The organism is Amycolatopsis sp. WAC 01375, assembly GCF_003947325.1.
GTDB lineage: Bacteria > Actinomycetota > Actinomycetes > Mycobacteriales > Pseudonocardiaceae > Amycolatopsis.
The window spans coordinates 80,168-96,483 of sequence record NZ_QHHW01000038.1; the positions used below are offsets into that span (position 1 = coordinate 80,168).

Genomic DNA, 16,316 nt, shown 5'->3' on the forward strand with positions numbered 1-16,316 from the left:
ATCGAGTGCAGCTAGGCTGTGGTTCCCCACCACCCAGATCGATCGGCGTCCCCCATGGTTGTTCGTTCGCGCCTGTCCGTGTCGTCCTCGGACGTCGGCGGCAGGCAGGCGACACTTTCCCGGTCACGGCTTCCGCACCGCGTGACGGTCGCGATCCTTGCCCTCGCGATCCTCGTGATGCTGGTGGTTTCCGGCTCGGTGGGGACGGTCGAGGTCGGGCTCGCGGACGCGGCGCGGATCGTGATCGGGCATCTCGTGCCGGACGTGGCGTGGATGTCGGACGGCAGCCTGACCGTGCTGCAGGACCAGGCGGTGTGGCAGTTCCGGCTTCCCCGCGCGCTGCTGGCGGGGCTCGCTGGAGCGGGACTGGCGCTGGCCGGGGCGATCATGCAGGTGATCGTGCGCAACCCGCTCGCCGAGCCCTACCTGCTCGGCGTGTCGTCCGGCGCGGGTGTCGGCGCGGTCCTCGTGATCACGTTCGGCACGGCCGCCGTGGGCGGGCTCCCGCTGGGCGCGGCGGCCTTCGCCGGCGCTCTGGTGGCCAGTGTGTGCGTCGCCCTGGTCGCCCGGCATCGCGGCATCCTGTCGCCGACCAGGATGATCCTTTCCGGTGTCGCCCTCGGTTCCCTGTTCAGCGCGATCACGAGCTATCTGACGCTGACCACCGAGGCACAGAACGTCTTCAGCGTCCTGTTCTTCTTGCTCGGCAGCGTTTCCGCCGCCTCGATGACTTCCTTGGCCGTGCCCGCGGTGGCATTCGCGGCCGCCTGTGTCGTCGTCGGACTGCGGACCAGGGCCATGAACGCGCTGCTGAGCGGCGACGAGTCCGCGACCGCGCTGGGAGTCGACGTGAACCGGCTCCGTGCCGTGCTCCTCGTGACCGCCGCCCTCCTGACCGGGTCGATCGTGTCGGTCAGTGGAGGCATCGGCTTCGTCGGCCTCGTGATCCCGCACGTGGCCCGGATCCTCGTCGGCTCGGACCATCGCCGGATGCTGCCGGTGGCGGTACTCGGCGGCGCCGTGTTCCTCATGATCGCCGACCTCCTCTCGCGCACGGTCGCGGCGCCTGGGGAAATACCGATCGGAATCCTCACCGCGGTCGTGGGCGCGCCGTTCTTCCTGTGGCTGATGCGCCGGGACACGGCTATGCGGGCGGGGTTCGGCCGGTGAAGGTCCAATTCGACGACGTCAGCGTGACGCTGGGCGGCAACCAGGTGCTACGGGAGGTGGACTTCGAGGTCCACTCCGGCCGTTTTCTCGGGCTCGTCGGCCCGAACGGCAGCGGCAAGTCGACCTTGCTACGCACGCTCTACCGCGCCGTCGCGCCGTCCTCGGGCCGGGTGCTGCTTGGCGAGCACGACGTCTGGCGCACCGGCAGGCGGACGGTCGCGAAGGCAGTGGCGGTGATGACTCAGGAGACCTCGTCCGAGTTCGACCTGACGGTCCTCGACGTCGTACTCCTGGGCCGGGTGCCCTTCCAACGCGGATTCGGCCGAGACACCGAAGCCGACCTCGACCTCGCGTGGACCGCACTCGAGCGGGTCGGCGCGACCGACATCGCCGACCGGCCCATCGGACGGCTCTCGGGCGGACAGCGGCAACGGGTGATGCTGGCCCGCGCGCTGGCGGCGGACTCCCCCGTCCTCGTCCTCGACGAACCGACCAACCACCTCGACATCTCCTTCCAGCTGGAGCTCATGCGGATCGCGGCCGGACTCGATCGCACCATCGTCGCCGCACTGCACGACCTCAACCTCGCCGCCACCTACTGCGACGACATCGCGGTGCTCGACGCCGGCCGCGTCGTCGCCACCGGGACACCGGCCGAAGCCCTCGCCCCACACGTCGTGGAAGACGTGTTCGGAGTCGCCGTCGACCAGCTCATCCATCCACGCGACGGTCGGCCGGTGCTGGTCTTCGGCAGTCGTGCGGATGCCCGTTCACCGCTCAGCACACCCGGAAATGAGAACCATGCGTAGAACCCTGTCCCTTGCCGCGTTCGGTATCGGCATGTCGCTGATCGCGGGTTGCGGCTCTTCGGTCACGCCGGCCGCGCCGTCGAACAACGCGAGCACGACCGTCACCGTCTCCAACTGTGGCCGGGATGTCACCGTCGGGGCCGTTCCCCACGCCGCGGTCGGACTCAGCCCGTCGCAGACGGAACTGTTGCTGCGGCTGGGGCTCGTGGGCTCGCTCGTCGGCCAGGCACAGACCGCCACCGCACCGCTCCCGGAAGACGTGGCCGGACAGGCCGCCACCATCCCGGTGCTGAGCGAGTCCGGACCGCCGAGCCGGGAGAAGCTCCTTTCCGCGAAGCCGGACTTCGTCTTCTCCCCCACCACCTACGAATTCACCGCCGAGAAGGGTTTCGCCAGCCTGGAGCAACTGAGGCAAAGCGGCGTCGCCGCCTATGTCGCCGCGGGCGGCTGCGCCGAACGCCGCATGAACGGCACGGTCGAGGATCTCTTCACCGACCTGGAAAATCTCGGCCGGATCTTCGCCGTGCCGGACAAGGCGAAGGCACTGATCGATCAAGGCCGAGCGGATCTGGCCACCGTGGACAAGGCCATCGCGGGCCGCCCCAAGCCCACCGTCGCCCAGGTGTTCCTGGAAGGCACCACCGTCACCGCGATCGGCGCCGGCATCGAGTATGACATCATCCGCAGGGCTGGCGGGGACAACGTGTTCTCACCGAAGGACCCGCAGTTCGCCAAGTTCTTCGCCGCACAGATCACCCCCGAGGCGCTCGCCGCGAAGAATCCCGACGCGATCGTGTTCGCCGTCAACGGGGCCGCGCAGAAACAGGCGAGCATCGACTACCTCACCCGCACCTTCCCCGCCATGACCGCCGTCCGCGAACAGCGCTTGATCGCGATCGACGCCGCCGACACCTATCCCGGCACGCTCGGGAACATCTCGGTGGTGCGGGAAATCGCGCAACGGCTCCACGCGGACGCGTTCACCCGGTGATCCATCGCAGGCTCCTGCAGCTGGCGGGTGTCGTCATCGCTCCAGTCCTGCTGCTCGCGGTGCTGTCGATGCTCGTGTCGGCCTGCTATGTCGGCGGAGCCGTCCTGACGGCGGCCGTCCTCACCGATCTCACCCGCGGCGCAGACTTCACCACCGTGACACCCGCGATCGCGGCATTGACCGGCGTCGTCGGCGTGCGCGCGGTCCTGTTGTGGGCGCGGGAGGTCACCGCGGCCCGGTTCGGCATCGCCATCCGCACCAGGCTGCGCGGCGAACTTCTGCGCCGCATCACCCTGCTGGGACCGGCCTGGACGCGGGGAGAGCGCACGGGGGCGATCACGCACACGGTCGTCGACGGGGTCGAAGCCCTCGACGCCTACTACAGCCGCTACCTGCCACAACTGCTCGTGACCTGTCTGGTTCCGGCCGCCGTCGCCGGATGGCTGTTCACCGTGTCCGTCCCCGCGGCCGCGATCCTCGCGACGGCGGTCCTGTGCGCCGTGGCCGTCCCCCGCTTCTGGGACGCCCGGCTGCTCCGCACGGGACGAACCCGTTGGAGCGCCTACGAAAAGCTCGCGGCCGACTATCTGGAGGCGACCCAGTCGATCGGTGTCCTCCGGCTCTTCGGCGCCGGCCGCCGGGCGGGCGAGGCACTCGCCCATCGCGGCGATCGCCTGCACCGGGTCACGATGGCCCAGTTGCGCGTGTCGCTGGTGGAAGCGGGAGTCAGTGCCTTGGCACTGCACCTCGGCCTCGCGGCCACGGTCCTCGTCGCGTGCGCGGAGGTCGTCGGCGGTCAGGCGCCCGCGGCGTCGGTGTTCCTGTTCCTGTTGTGCGCAAGGGAATGCTTCCGTCCAGTACTCGACCTGTCCGCCCACTGGCACCTCGGCTACCAAGGGCTGGGCGCGGTCGAGGGAATCGACGAGATCATGAGGGCTCGGCCGGAGGTCACCGACACCGGCACCCGCACCGAACCCGCTCGACGCGGGGCGCGACTGCGGCTGTGGCAGGTCGGGTATCGATACCCGAACGGCGCCGGTGTTTCCGGCATCAGCTTCGAATGCGCGCCGGGGGCCACGACGGGGATCGTAGGCCCGTCAGGCGCCGGGAAGAGCACGATCGCCCGGCTTCTGGTCCGGGAGGCCGATCCGCAACAGGGGACGATCGAGCTCGACGGAACCCCGGTCGCCGAGTACACCCTCGCCGCGCTGCGTGCGAGCATCGGCGTCGTCGGCCAGCACACCTATCTTTTCCATGGCACCGTCGAAGAAAACCTCCGCCTCGCCCGGCCCGCCGCCACGCCCGACGAGATCCGCGCCGCCGCCCACGTCGCGGACGCGATCGAGTTCGTCGAGGCACTCCCTCAGGGCTTCGCCACGGTGCTCACGGAGAACGGCGTTCAGCTGTCCGGCGGCCAGCGGCAACGTCTGGCCATCGCCAGGGCCGTCCTCGCCGCGCCCCCTGTGCTGCTGCTCGACGAAGCCACCTCCGCCCTGGACGTCGACACCGAGAAGCGCGTCCTCACCCGGCTCGCGGAGTACCACGGCGACACCACCAGGATCGTGATCGCCCATCGGGAGACCGCGTTGCGTGATGCCAGCACGGTCGTCACGATCGAGTCCGGCCGCGTCACCGGGCAGGTGGTCCACTCGTGAGCGGATCCCTCCGGCGGCTGCTGCCGGTCATCGCCGAGCAACGGGCGATCTTCGCCTGGACCGTCGTGAGCAACGCCGCCGCCCAGCTCGGCACGCTCGCGACGACCGTGCTCGGTACATGGCTGGCCGGTCGGGCCGCGGCGACCGGCAGCGCGCCGCCGGTCATCGTCGCCACCGTCCTGTGCGGACTTGCCGTCGTGACCGCAGCGATGACCTGGCGCGAGTCCTGGGTCTCGCACGATCTGGCCTACCGGCTGATCGGCACCTTGCGTGCCCGGGTGTTCGACCGGCTCCGCGTGAGCCTGCCCGACCGACGGCGTCCGCGCAGGAGCGGTGACCTCGCGTCCGTGGCCTTCGCCGACATCGACCGACTCGAATGGCTCTACGCCCACACCGCGGCCCAAGCACTCACCTCGGCCGTGATGATCGCCGCCACCGCGACCCTGTCGCTCCTGGTCACGCCATGGCTGCTGCTGGCGTGGATCCCGTTCGTCGTCGTGACCGCGGCCTTGCCCTGGGTGTCCGGCCGGGCGGGGGCGCGGCAGGGAGCCGAACTCACCGAGGCCGCCGCGACGCTCAACGCCGAACTCGTGGACACCGTCCGCGGACTCGGAGAACTCAGCCGCGCGGGAGCTCTGCACCGTCGCACCGCCGCGCTCGAGAAGCGGACGAGCGCGCTGACCTCGGCGCAGGCGAAGATCGGCTCCCGGGTCGGCTTGGAACGCGCTGCCATGGACGCGGCTCTGGCACTCAGCGCGATCGGCGCGCTCGCGGTCTGCGCGACGCACCTCGACACGATCGACCGCGCGCTCGCACCGGTCGCCATGGTGCTGGCCATCGCGGCACTCGGCCCGATCGCGCAGATCTCGGATCTGCTGCGCAACGTCGGCACGCTGCGCGCCGCCGGTACCCGGATCACCGCTGTCCTCGACCGGACACCAGCAGTCCACGAGGCCCGCATGCCCCGGCCCCTGCGGTCCCGTGACCGCGCGACCGGACTCGTCTTCGATCGCGTGACCTTCGGCTACCGCGACGACGGTCCGCCGGTCCTGCGCGCCGTTTCGTTCACCGTCCACCCAGGGGAACGGGTCGCCCTCACCGGACCGTCCGGTGCGGGCAAGACCACGTGCGCGCTGCTCGCGACCCGAATGTGGGACCCCGACGCCGGCACCATCACCCTCGACGGCGTCGACCTCGCCGAGCTGGCCGACGACGACCTCCGCCGCGCGATCAGCTCCGTTCCCCAGGAACCCGGCCTCCTCACCGGGACGATCGCCACCAACATCCGGCTCGGGAACCCTGAAGCCGAGGACACCGAAGTAGAAGAGGCCGCGCGACGGGCTGGGATCCTCGACCCTGGAGCCGGACTGCCCGCCGGGCTCGCCACCGTCGTCGGCGAAACCGGCGACGGACTGTCCGGAGGCCAGCGAGCACGAGTCGCCGTCGCCAGGGCCCTGCTGGTGAACCCGCGCATTCTCATTCTCGACGAAGCCACCGCCAACCTCGACCCCGAGGCCGACGAAGCCATCGCCGCGGCACTCGCCTCCGCCGGAAACGACATCGGTGTCCTCGTCATCGCCCACCGCCCCGCCACCTTGGCCCGCTGCGACCGCGTGATCGAGCTGCGAGAAGGTCGGTGCGTCGGATCGTGAGCCGCTGGCGGGCACCAGCCGAATTCGGCCAGTTCGGCCCCTGCCGTTACGCGAGGGCCAGGATCTATTAAAAAGGTCAACGGGTCCGTGCCTGTGACCGAGGCCTGCGGTGGATCAATAGCTCCTCGCTTGGCAGATTTGACGCGTATATCCCAGGTGCTTCGGGCGCATGGAGCTCCGGGCAGAAAAGCGCGTTGTGGTCGCGGGCTGATCCGGCAAATGCGCGTATCTGCGGGGTTACGTTGGCGGTTCGCCAGATGAAGGCCCATTGGGCTGGTGGGGCGTCGCGGACCGGTAGGTAGTCGCCGCCGGGCTGTGTGCCCCTCGAGACCCCGAAACAGGCCTATGTGCTGGCCGTGGCCTGCGATCGCCGTGTTCCCGGACCGGACAACCACGTCCGAGTCGATGAGCCGGCAGACCGGCTCTCGAAACGGACGTGGCAGAAACTCTCCGCCGGGTCTTGATGCGCCTGAACCGGCTGACCGGCGAGACCGCCTTCTATCGCTGCTTTAGCCCGCGCCCGGCCTCACAGGCTGAATTCGCCCGGATCGCGGGGCGCCGCAGGACCATCGAGGGGCGAAGTGGTACCAAGATCGCAGTACTCGACCGTCGACGATGCGAAATCCGCAAATCCTTCTGGTTCACGGCAGGGCCGAGCAAACCGCGATATTCCCTCCAAGGAGGTACTTGTGCGTGATTCCTCACTCGGCCGGTCGATATCGCGAGTACGCTTGGTCGCCATGTTCACAGTGGCAGCGTCCAATCTCAAGGAATACTTCGCCGCGGATCCCGCCAGGGAAGCAGACCTTCGAGCGGTGGACCGCCTTGTCCGGAACGTGGCGCCGGAGTTGAAACGGGAGTTCTTCGGCGGAACCGGCGCGGGAAAGCCCGGTATGGGAATGAGCTTGATCGGCTACGGGAAGTTCCAATATCAAGTCAAGTCCTCGGCCGAACCCGTCGACTGGCCGGTCATCGGACTGGCACTGCAGAAGAACTACCTCAGCCTCTACGTCTCCGCCATACGGAACGACCGATACCTCGTGCAGGACTACGCGGGCGAACTCGGCAAGGTCAGTCTCGGCCAGAACTGTGTCCGCTTCAAGAAGGCCGACGATCTTGACGACTCGGGCCTCGGCACACTCCTCCACCACGTCCAGGACGGTCTCGCCACCGGCGAACTGGAACTACGCTACGGCCGCGTCAACGCGTCCTGACCCGCGACGGCGAGGTGGAAGGCGCTGCGGAAGAACACCAGGCCGGGTAGGCGCCCGCCCGAAGCCGATCCGCCAACGCGCGCGCCCGAGTTCGTCATTCTGTCATGCGCTGGTCAGCTCGTGGCGTCGATCAGGTTCCGGATCTCGGCGATGCCCCTTGCCACCCGGTACGGCGACTCCGTGCCCACGGAGATGCGGATGTGCCGGTCGCACGACTCACCGTAGGCGATGCCGGCCACCACGCTGACCGCGCTTTCCCGCAACAGCCTGGTGGCGAACTCCATCGAGTCCAAAGTGGACCTGCCGAGGGAGGCGAAGAGGTAGAACGTCGCCGAGCCGGGCAGGGTCTCGATGCCGATGTCCGCGAGCTGGCCCGCGACCTCGCGGCGCAGGTCCACGACGCGGCGGATCTGCGGGCGGGTGATGTCCAGGATGTCGTCGAAGTGTTCGGCGAGATACCAGGACAGGATCGTCGGCGCGCAGGTGATCAGGTGCTGGTTGATCTTCAGTACCTGATCGATCAGCGTGCGATGCGCGATGACGTAGCCGACACGCCAGCCGGAAACCCCGTAGTTCTTGGACATCGAGTTGACCGTGACGGTGTGCCGCAGCTCCGGATCGAACGAGCCGCAAGCCCGGAACGGGGTCTCCGCCGGCACGAACTCGTGGTACGCCTCGTCGGCGATCACCACCAGGCCACGCGCGTCCGCCAGATCGTGCACGAACTCCAGCTCGGCGTCGGTGTGCACCCGGCCGGACGGGTTGTTCGGATTGTTGATCACGATGGCCCTGGTGCGCGGTGTGACGTAACGGCCGAAGTCGAACACGCTCACGTCGTGCGGCACCAGCACCGGAACGCCGCGGCAGAGCCGTACCTGCTCGGGGTAGCTCAGCCAGAACGGCTCCGGGACGATCACCTCGTCCCCCGGCTCGAGCAGCGCCAGCAACACCATGTAGATCGCCACCTTCGAGCCCGCGGTGACGACGATCTCGGTGTCCGGATCGACGGGGAGGTCGAAGTCGGCCCAGTACCCGGCCAGCCGCTGCCGTAGCTCCGGCAGCCCACGGGAGTGCGAGTAGTGATGCAGGCCGTGCCCGGACAGGTCGTCGAACCGGGGCAGCGGCAGGTCGAAGAACGCCTCGCCGAGCGAGAGCGTGATGATGTCCTGCCCGGCCGCGCTCAGCTCGTAGACCAGGTTGTTGTACTTGATGGACAGCGCCTGCGCCGCGTTGTCCACAAGGGACGACGGACGGATCGGCGACGCGGTTCGGACAGTGGACACTGGACTCGCTCCCCTACACGATCCTCGTCTGTCCGGTACCCCAGACGACGTTCTTCACGGTGGTCAGCGCGGTCAGCCCGATCGGACCGCGGATATGCAGTTTCTGCGTGGACACGCCGATCTCGACGCCGTAGCCGAACTCGCCGCCGTCGGAGTAACGGGTCGAGGTGTTGACGAACACGCTGCCGGAGTCCACCTCGCGGGCGAACCGGCGGGCCACGTCGATGTCCCGTGCGACGATCGCCTCGGCGTTGGACGTGCCCCACCGGTCGATATGCGCGATCGCCGCACCCACGTCCGGCACCACCCGCACGGCCAGCACCAGGTCGAGGTACTCGGTGCCCCAGTCCTCCTCGCGCGCGGCCACCGCCTTGGGCCAGACCTCGCGGACCGTCACGTCACCGCGGATCTCCACACCCGCGGCCGACAGCTCGTCGAGTACGTCGGGCAGCCAGTCCCGCGCGAGTTCCTCGTGCACCAGCAGGGTTTCCATGGCGTTGCACACGCTGGGCCGGGAGGTCTTGGCATTGACCGTGACCGCCGTGGCCATCTCCAGATCCGCCGAATGGTCGATGTAGACATGGCAGTTGCCCGCGCCGTCGATCACCGTGGGCACGGTGGCGTTGCGCTCGACGGACTCGATCAGTTCCGGCCCGCCGCGCGGCACCAGCAGGTCGACGAACTCCTTGGCGCGCATCAGTTCCCGAGCGGCGTCATGAGACGGGTCAGTGAGCAGCTGGACCGCACCGGCGGGCACCTCCTCGTGCCGGTCGATCGCGCTGTCCAGTGCGGCCATGATCGCCGTGTTCGTCGCCATGGCCATCGAGGAGCCGCGCAGTACGGCGCAGTTGCCCGACTTCAGGCAGAGCGCGGCGACCTCGGCGGTGACGTTGGGCCGCGCCTCGTAGATCACCGCGACCACCCCGATCGGCTCGCGGACCCGCTCGATCAGCAGGCCGTTGGGCCTTGTCCAGCCCTCGACCACCTGGCCGACCGGATCGGGCAGGTCGGCGATGGTCCGGATGGCCGAGACCAGACCCGCCATCCGCCGCTCGGTCAGGGTCAACCGATCGACCAGCGTTGCCGAGACACCGTTGTCGCGGGCGGCGGCGACGTCCGTCTCGTTGGCCGTGACGATCCGGTCCCGGTGCTCCTCGATCGCGACGGCCATGTCCAGCAGCAGCGCGTTCTTGCGCGCGGTGGTCAGCCCTTTGATCTCGGTCCACGCCTCGGCCGCGGCGCGGCAGACGTCGGTCACTGACATGGCAGATCCTCCATGATCGGTACGTAGTCGCCACCGTCGACAACGGGTGCGGTCGGCGGGCGGCCTGGCTCGACGGCGCGGCTCAGCGGGCCACGGGCGAGCGGCCGCCCGTGCTGGTCACAGATGTCGACCACGTCACCTGGCGCGACGGTGCCGTGGACGGCGGCGATGTGGTGGTGGCACACGGTTTCCCCGCGGACGACGACGTCGGTGCCCGCCGGGGTGCAGTGCAGCGCCCCGACCGGCGGGGTCCGGAACGCGCGCCAGAGCGTTCCGATACCGGGAGTCGCGCCGGTGACCGCGCGCGGGTGGAACACCGTGCCCGCGGGGCGGCCACAGTGCGCGGCGACCAGCACGTCGGGGTCCGCGCTCTCCGCGATGACCGTGCGTACGCCGCTGTACGTGGCGATCCAGCACGCGCCGAGCTTCATCAGCATGCCGCCGGTGCCGCCGTCTCCGATCGCGCCGCCCGCCTGCCGTTCGGTCTCGGCCGTCAGCACCGGCACCTCCTCGATGTGCCGGGCGCCGGGGGCCAGCTTCGGGTTGCTGTCGTAGAAACCGGGCACGTTGGTCAGCAACAGCAGCAGCTCGGCCTGGAGGTAGCCGCCGAGCAGCGCGGCGAGCACGTCGTTGTTGCGCACGCCGAGCGCGTCGTTCTCGTTGACCACCGGCACCATGCCCAGCGCCAGCATGGTGTGCAAGGTGTGCCCGACGCCTCCGCCCCGCTCGTCCTCGACCAGGTCGGGCGGGGTGAGCAGCAGCTGCCCGGTCTGCACGCCGCGTTCGGCGAACGCGGCCTCGACGGCCGAGTACAGCCGAGACTGACCGAGCGCTGCGGACACCTGTAACGCCGCCGGATCGTCCACGGCCAGCGCGGGATGCCTACCGCGGCCGATCGCGATGGCCCCGGAAGCGAGCAGCACCGGGTGCAGGCCCGCGACGAGTCCTCTGTGGACGATCTCGCACAGCCTGTCGAGTTTGACCGCGTCCAGCCTGCCGTTCGTGAGCAGCGAGGACGTGCCTATCTTGAGCACCACCCGGCCCCCCTGCGGCGCCAGGTCCTCGGTCGGCGGCGCGGTGACGGGCAAGCTGTTGGTCGACATGCGGCAGATGCTCACCGCCGTCGATGTACTGCCGATGTGCTCGCGATACGCCGCCGGTGTTCCGCCGGGCCGTGCGACGCGCCACAGCACGGTTGCATCGCCGGAACATCGGCGGTACATCGGATCCGGCGACTCTCTCGGCATGACAGCAGAACTCCAGCTGGCCGACACGGCGACACTCCACCTCACCGAGTCCCAGAAGGGACTGCTGGTGGTGGACAGCCTGGTGCCGACGAAGCAGATCTACAACCAGGTCATCCAGTTCGACCTCGATCCGGCCAAATGCGCCGGCCCGCTGGCCGAGACGGTGACCAGAGCGCTGGTCGCCCTGGTCACCGTTCAGCCGGCGCTGCGCCAGGTGTTCCGGCTGCATCCGGAAATGCACGCAGTGCTGCGGCCTCCGCCCACCGCGGACGAGCTGCCACTGGAGTCGATCTCCGTGCCGCCCGCCGAATACGCCGCCACACTCGCCGCGCTGGGCAGGGACATCGGCCGCGCGCCGTTCGATCTGACGACCGGACCGGTGCACCGGTTCGGTTTCGTGCGCGCCACCGACGACAGTGCCGCGGCGATCCTGATCTGCGGCCACCATCTCGTCGGCGACGGGGTTTCCATGGGCCCGATCGTGCGCGACCTCGACCGCGCCCTGGCGGGCCCGATGGACGTGGAAACGCTGAGGGTGAGCCGGGAAGCCGCGCTGGTGAAGGAACTCAACGCCCAGAACCGGGCCGCGGGTTCGGCGCGGACGGCCGAACAGGTCACCACCTGGGCCGAACGGCTGCGCGAGGTCCCGCCGCTCGTGCTGTACCCGCGACCCGACCGTCCACACCGGACGGAGTTCGCCGGACAGCGGATCTCGTGGACCCTCGGCGAAACCGAGTCGGAGCGGTTCCAGGCCACCTGTAAACGGCTCGGGGTCAGCCCGTTCGTGGTGTTCTCCGCGGTGTACGGCACGGTGCTGGCGCGGCACGGCGGCGTGACGCGGGTGCTGATCGGCAGCCCGTTCACCGCGCGGCGCACGATCGGCTCGTACGACCTGTGCGGGTTCTTCGTCAACACGTTGCCGGTCACCGTCGACGTGGACTGGACACGCACCGTCGACGAACACCTCGACAAGACCGTCCGCGCCGCGGTGGACCACTGCCGCTCCGCGGTGGACGTCCCGTTCAACCAGCTGGTGGCGCAGGTGCAGCCGGACCGGCCGAGCGACCGCAACCCCCTGTTCTCCTGCATGCTCGCCATGCAGGACACGTTCGACCCGGCGACCGGGACCGGTGCGGTGGTCGGCGCGTACGAGCCGGGTAACGGCACCGCCAAGTTCGACCTGTGGCTGGGTGCCACCCTGGTCGGCGGCCGGTGGCTGCTGGAACTGGAGTACGACAGCGAGCTGATCCCGCCCGCCGTCGCCGACGGCCTGCTGAACTCGATGCGGACCGCCCTGCGCCGGACGGTGGCCGACGGCACGCTCACCCTCGCCGAACTGTTCGACGACGCCTCGGCCGTGCGAAGCCGTCGCCATGACGGGTATCCGGCGCAGGTGCCGTCGCCGACCCTGTACGAGTGGTTCGCCGAGACCGCACGCCGGACTCCGGACGCCGTCGCGGTCACCGAACCCGGCCGCACGCTCACCTACGCCGAACTATCCCGTACCGCCGAGCGCATCGCCTCAGGGCTCGCCGGCCGCGGGGTCGGCCAGGGAGACGTCGTCGGGCTGCGGCTGGACTCCCTCAGCGAGACCGTCACGTCGATACTGGCGATCCTGCGGCGTGGCGCGACCTACCTGCCACTGGAGTCGAGCCTGCCCGCCGACCGGTTGTCGTACATGGTGCGGCAGTCCCGCTGCCGGGTGGTGATCGGGTCCGGCGTCACCCTGCACGGGGTCGAGGTCGCACCGGCCGCCGCATTCGAGTCCGATGTGGAAACCGCGGCCGTCGCGACGGCGGACTCTCCGGTCTACGTGATGTTCACGTCCGGCTCGACCGGGCTGCCGAAGGGCGTGCTCATGGGCCACCGGCCGCTGCTCAATCTCGCCGCCTGGCAGATCTCCGCGCTGGACATGACCGCGGACAGCCGGTTCCTGCAGTACGCGCCCGCCGGGTTCGACGTGTCGTTCCAGGAGATCCTGCCCACGCTGCTGGCCGGGGCGACCGTGGTGTCGCGGGAGCCGGCCGACCGGCGCGACTTCCCCGAGCTGGTGCGCCGGGTCGCCGACACCGAGGTGACCCATCTCTACCTTCCGGTGGCGGCGCTGCGCCCGTTCGTGCAGTCCGTGCGGACGCACCTGCCGTCGCTGCGATATCTGTGCGTGTCGGGCGAGCAGTTGCTGGTGGACGAGGAGATCCGCGCGTTCTTCACCGACCATCCACAGTGCACACTGGTCAACCATTACGGGCCGACCGAGACCAACGCCGCGACCACCTGGCGGCTGACCGCGGCCGACCCGCCGTGGTCACGCCACGTCCCGATCGGCTTGCCGCTGCCGAACGTGACCGCGTACGTGGTCGACGAGACCGGTCATCTCGCGCCGGCTGGGGTCCCCGGCGAGCTGCTGCTCGGTGGTCACTCGCCCGCGGTGGGCTACGTCAACGACCCGGAGCGCACCGCGGAACGGTTCCTGCCCGACGGTTTCACGCCGGGCGAAACGGCCTACCACACCGGCGATCACGTGGTGCGCGATGAAAACGGTGCGCTGATCTTCCTCGGCAGGAACGACACCCAGGTGAAGATCCGCGGTTATCGGGTGGAACTCGGCGAGCTGGAAGCCGTGGCGACCGGATTGCCCGACGTGCGCCAGGCGGTGGCCGCGGTGCGCGGTGACGGGATCGATCGACGGCCGTTGCTCTTCCTGCTGCCCGAGCCCGGCTCCGCGCCGGACCACGAGCGGGTCCGGGCCGCGCTCACCGAGCGGCTGCCGTCGTACATGGCACCGGCGGAGATCGTCGACATCGAGTCCGTGCCGACTTCCCGCAGCGGCAAGACCGACCGGGCCGCGCTGGTGGTGCTGGCCGAACGGCTGAGCGCGCAGCGAGCGGCGACACCCGCACCCACCGCCGAGTACGCCGACGACCTCGAACGGGAGCTGGCAGGCATCTGGGCCGAGGTGCTCGGCGTGCCCCAGGTCGAGCGGGACCGCCCGGTGCTGGAGTACGGCGCGCACTCGCTGAACATCTTCACCGTCGTGGGCCAGGTGCAGGAGCGGTACGGAGTGGCCGTGCAGCTGGTCGAGTTCTTCCGCTCGCCGACCGTGGCGACGCTGGCAGCGCTGGTCCGGCAATGAACGAGCCCGTACGCGAAGAGCCGCCGAGCAGGCTGGTCACCCTGGTACGCCGTAAGGATCGGCCGGTTTGCGTGATGTTGCCCGGCGCGGGCGGCGGGCTGAACCCGTACTTGCGACTGGCTTCCCACCTCGGCCGTCACTACAGCGTCTACGCCGTGCGCGCGGCCGGGCTGGTGCCCGGGGAACCGCCGGAGGACAGCATCGCGGCGATGGCCGAGTCCGCCCTGTCGGCGCTCGGCGACCGCTCCCCGGCGCTGGTGTTCGGCTGGTCGCTGGGCGGCACCGTCGGCTGGGAGATGTGCGTGCGGCTGGCCGACCGGGGGTCGCGGCCGGATCTGGTGATCGTGGACAGTTCGCCGCTGCCCCGCCACGCCTCGGCCGAGGACGACGAACGGATCAGGAAGCTCATCGTGGGGGGCCTCGGCCCCCGGCCGGACGAACACACCGTCGCCAGGGTGGAGCGCACCTTCCGGGCACAGGCGCACGCGCTCGCCGGGTATGCCGCCGAACGCGAGTATCCCGGGCGGGCGCTGCTGCTGATGTGCAGGGACGCCGACGACGGCATCTCCGGCCGGACCGTCGCGCTGCGACGGTGGTGCGAGCTCGCGCCGGATCTGCGGACCGCGACCCTGGACGCGGGCCACTACGACGTGTTCGAACCGCGGCACCTGGACCGGCTCACCGGTGAGGTCGACGCGTTCCTCGGCCTGGAGCGGGAATCGTGACCTCCTTGGCCGAGACGTACGACCGGCTCTGGTCGCCGCTGCTGGAGACGATACGGGCGGACGCGCTGGACTGCCTGCAGGCCAACCTCGCCGTGCTGGCCGACCGGCACGGCGAGGCGGGCGCGCACCTGTCACTCGGTGCCCCGCTGCGGTTCGATCTCGAGCCGGGGCCGAGAGTGGCCGCCTCCCTGCCCTACCGGCTGGCCGCCGCGCACGAGACGCTGGGCCTGCGAGTGGCGCGACGCTGGGACGGGATCGACGGCGCCCGGCTGCGGGCGCTGGCCGACGAAGCCGGCCCGCTGTACGTGATCGCCGACGCGCACGGCCTGACGTGGACGCCGTACGCCGGCCGTCGCCACACCGAGCACACGTTCCTTCTGTCCACATCGGACACGGTGGTCGACGCCTACCACGACGAGACCCCGTGGGGTCCGTGCCGTCCGGGCGTGTGGCGGCTCTCCCCGAGCGAACTGGACGCCATGCTGCCCACGGCCACCGCCTTGCGGTTCACCGCCGAACCGATCGCCGAGCAGTCCGACGTCCTCGCGGTCAACGCCAAGGCGATGGCCGACGCCGTCCCCGCCATCGACGCCTATCTCGCCGCGGACCACGGCGACGGTCTGGTGCTGGACATCTGGCTGCTGGGCCGCTCGCGCCTGCTGCACGGTGCCTGGCTCGCCCGGTACGACCGGCCGAGCCCCGAGGTCGACGAACACGCCAAGGCTTGGCTCACCCTCGCCTCGAAAAGCTATGTGGCCTCGCGCCGATCCCGTACCGGCGCCCCTGGCACCGCCGTGCTCGACGACCTCGGCCGCTTGCTCCACGAAGACGTCGCCATCGCCGCCCGGCTCGCCGCCCGGCACACCACCCGCGCCGCGGTGCTCGCCGTGATCCAGGACGTGCTGCGGATCGACGAACCCACCGTGCGCGCCGCCACCACCCTGCGCGAGCTCCCCAACTACAACTCCTTCGGACTGGTCGACATCATCGAACGGGTCGAGACGCGGCTGGCGGTGGTACTCGACGACGAAGACCTGACTCCTCAGGCGTTGCAGGACATCGACTCGTTGTGCGCGATCTTCGCGCGGCGGGTGGAGGGGTGACTGAGCCGGGCATCCCGCCGCAACCAGGTGCCGAAACGCCAGGCCGAGCGTCCCCGTAACTCGCGTGATC

Annotated in this window: 12 protein-coding genes; 9 read left to right on the plus strand and 3 right to left on the minus strand. The window is 69.9% G+C overall.

Annotated features, from left to right (window positions below):
- The first annotated feature begins 54 nt into the window (after positions 1-54).
- From DL991_RS27500 to DL991_RS27525, 6 genes are all read left to right on the plus strand, one after another.
- Entirely contained in the window at positions 55-1,170 is a 1,116-nt protein-coding gene (locus DL991_RS27500) for an iron ABC transporter permease (protein ID WP_125787238.1), read from the plus strand.
- Positions 1,167-1,979 carry an ABC transporter ATP-binding protein gene (locus DL991_RS27505; protein ID WP_125787239.1) on the plus strand — a complete coding sequence of 271 codons (813 nt, stop codon included), beginning with the start codon at positions 1,167-1,169 and terminating at the stop codon, positions 1,977-1,979. Before DL991_RS27500 ends, DL991_RS27505 begins: the two co-directional genes overlap by 4 nt.
- A complete protein-coding gene (locus DL991_RS27510) occupies positions 1,972-2,970 on the plus strand; it encodes an ABC transporter substrate-binding protein (RefSeq protein WP_125787240.1) in 999 nt (332 codons plus the stop codon). Before DL991_RS27505 ends, DL991_RS27510 begins: the two co-directional genes overlap by 8 nt.
- A complete protein-coding gene (locus DL991_RS27515) occupies positions 2,967-4,625 on the plus strand; it encodes an ABC transporter ATP-binding protein/permease (protein WP_125787241.1) in 1,659 nt (552 codons plus the stop codon). Before DL991_RS27510 ends, DL991_RS27515 begins: the two co-directional genes overlap by 4 nt.
- The gene (locus DL991_RS27520) at positions 4,622-6,277 is read left to right on the plus strand and encodes an ABC transporter ATP-binding protein (RefSeq protein ID WP_125787242.1); all 1,656 of its coding nucleotides are present in this window, start codon (positions 4,622-4,624) and stop codon (positions 6,275-6,277) included. The genes DL991_RS27515 and DL991_RS27520 overlap by 4 nt, the downstream gene beginning before the upstream one ends.
- Before the next feature lie 740 nt (positions 6,278-7,017).
- Positions 7,018-7,491, plus strand: coding sequence for a DUF1801 domain-containing protein (locus tag DL991_RS27525; RefSeq protein ID WP_125787243.1), 474 nt, complete (start codon positions 7,018-7,020; stop codon positions 7,489-7,491).
- Positions 7,492-7,604: 113 nt separating this feature from the next.
- Here the strand turns inward: DL991_RS27525 and DL991_RS27530 are convergent, their stop codons facing one another.
- Genes DL991_RS27530 through proB form a run of 3 tightly spaced genes read right to left on the minus strand, consistent with a single transcriptional unit; the run spans position 7,605 to position 11,285 of the window.
- Positions 7,605-8,774, minus strand: a complete 1,170-nt coding sequence (locus tag DL991_RS27530; protein WP_125787244.1) for a pyridoxal phosphate-dependent aminotransferase — start codon at positions 8,772-8,774, stop codon at positions 7,605-7,607.
- Positions 8,775-8,787: 13 nt separating this feature from the next.
- Positions 8,788-10,038 (minus strand): glutamate-5-semialdehyde dehydrogenase, encoded by a 1,251-nt coding sequence (locus tag DL991_RS27535; RefSeq protein ID WP_125787245.1) that lies wholly within the window; start codon positions 10,036-10,038, stop codon positions 8,788-8,790.
- Complete coding sequence (gene proB / locus DL991_RS27540; protein WP_125787246.1) at positions 10,029-11,285, minus strand: glutamate 5-kinase; 1,257 nt, start codon at positions 11,283-11,285, stop codon at positions 10,029-10,031. The genes DL991_RS27535 and proB overlap by 10 nt, the downstream gene beginning before the upstream one ends.
- On the opposite strand from proB, the gene DL991_RS27545 reads away from it, so the two are divergent.
- The 3 genes from DL991_RS27545 to DL991_RS27555 are packed head-to-tail and all read left to right on the plus strand — an operon-like array spanning position 11,284 to position 16,246.
- A complete protein-coding gene (locus DL991_RS27545) occupies positions 11,284-14,418 on the plus strand; it encodes an amino acid adenylation domain-containing protein (RefSeq protein WP_125787247.1) in 3,135 nt (1,044 codons plus the stop codon). The genes proB and DL991_RS27545 overlap by 2 nt on opposite strands.
- Entirely contained in the window at positions 14,415-15,143 is a 729-nt protein-coding gene (locus tag DL991_RS27550) for an alpha/beta fold hydrolase (protein ID WP_125787248.1), read from the plus strand. Before DL991_RS27545 ends, DL991_RS27550 begins: the two co-directional genes overlap by 4 nt.
- Positions 15,140-16,246 carry an acyl carrier protein gene (locus tag DL991_RS27555; protein ID WP_199754084.1) on the plus strand — a complete coding sequence of 369 codons (1,107 nt, stop codon included), beginning with the start codon at positions 15,140-15,142 and terminating at the stop codon, positions 16,244-16,246. Before DL991_RS27550 ends, DL991_RS27555 begins: the two co-directional genes overlap by 4 nt.
- Positions 16,247-16,316 lie beyond the last annotated feature (70 nt).

Bases quoted from the DNA above. Each gene is read 5' to 3' on its own strand.
- DL991_RS27545 (WP_125787247.1), top strand. From the start codon at position 11,284: ATGACAGCAGAACTCCAGCTGGCCGACACGGCGACACTCCACCTCACC.
- DL991_RS27510 (WP_125787240.1), top strand. From the start codon at position 1,972: ATGCGTAGAACCCTGTCCCTTGCCGCGTTCGGTATCGGCATGTCGCTG.
- DL991_RS27500 (WP_125787238.1), top strand. From the start codon at position 55: ATGGTTGTTCGTTCGCGCCTGTCCGTGTCGTCCTCGGACGTCGGCGGC.
- proB (WP_125787246.1), bottom strand. From the start codon at position 11,285: ATGCCGAGAGAGTCGCCGGATCCGATGTACCGCCGATGTTCCGGCGAT.
- DL991_RS27525 (WP_125787243.1), top strand. From the start codon at position 7,018: ATGTTCACAGTGGCAGCGTCCAATCTCAAGGAATACTTCGCCGCGGAT.
- DL991_RS27550 (WP_125787248.1), top strand. From the start codon at position 14,415: ATGAACGAGCCCGTACGCGAAGAGCCGCCGAGCAGGCTGGTCACCCTG.
- DL991_RS27535 (WP_125787245.1), bottom strand. From the start codon at position 10,038: ATGTCAGTGACCGACGTCTGCCGCGCCGCGGCCGAGGCGTGGACCGAG.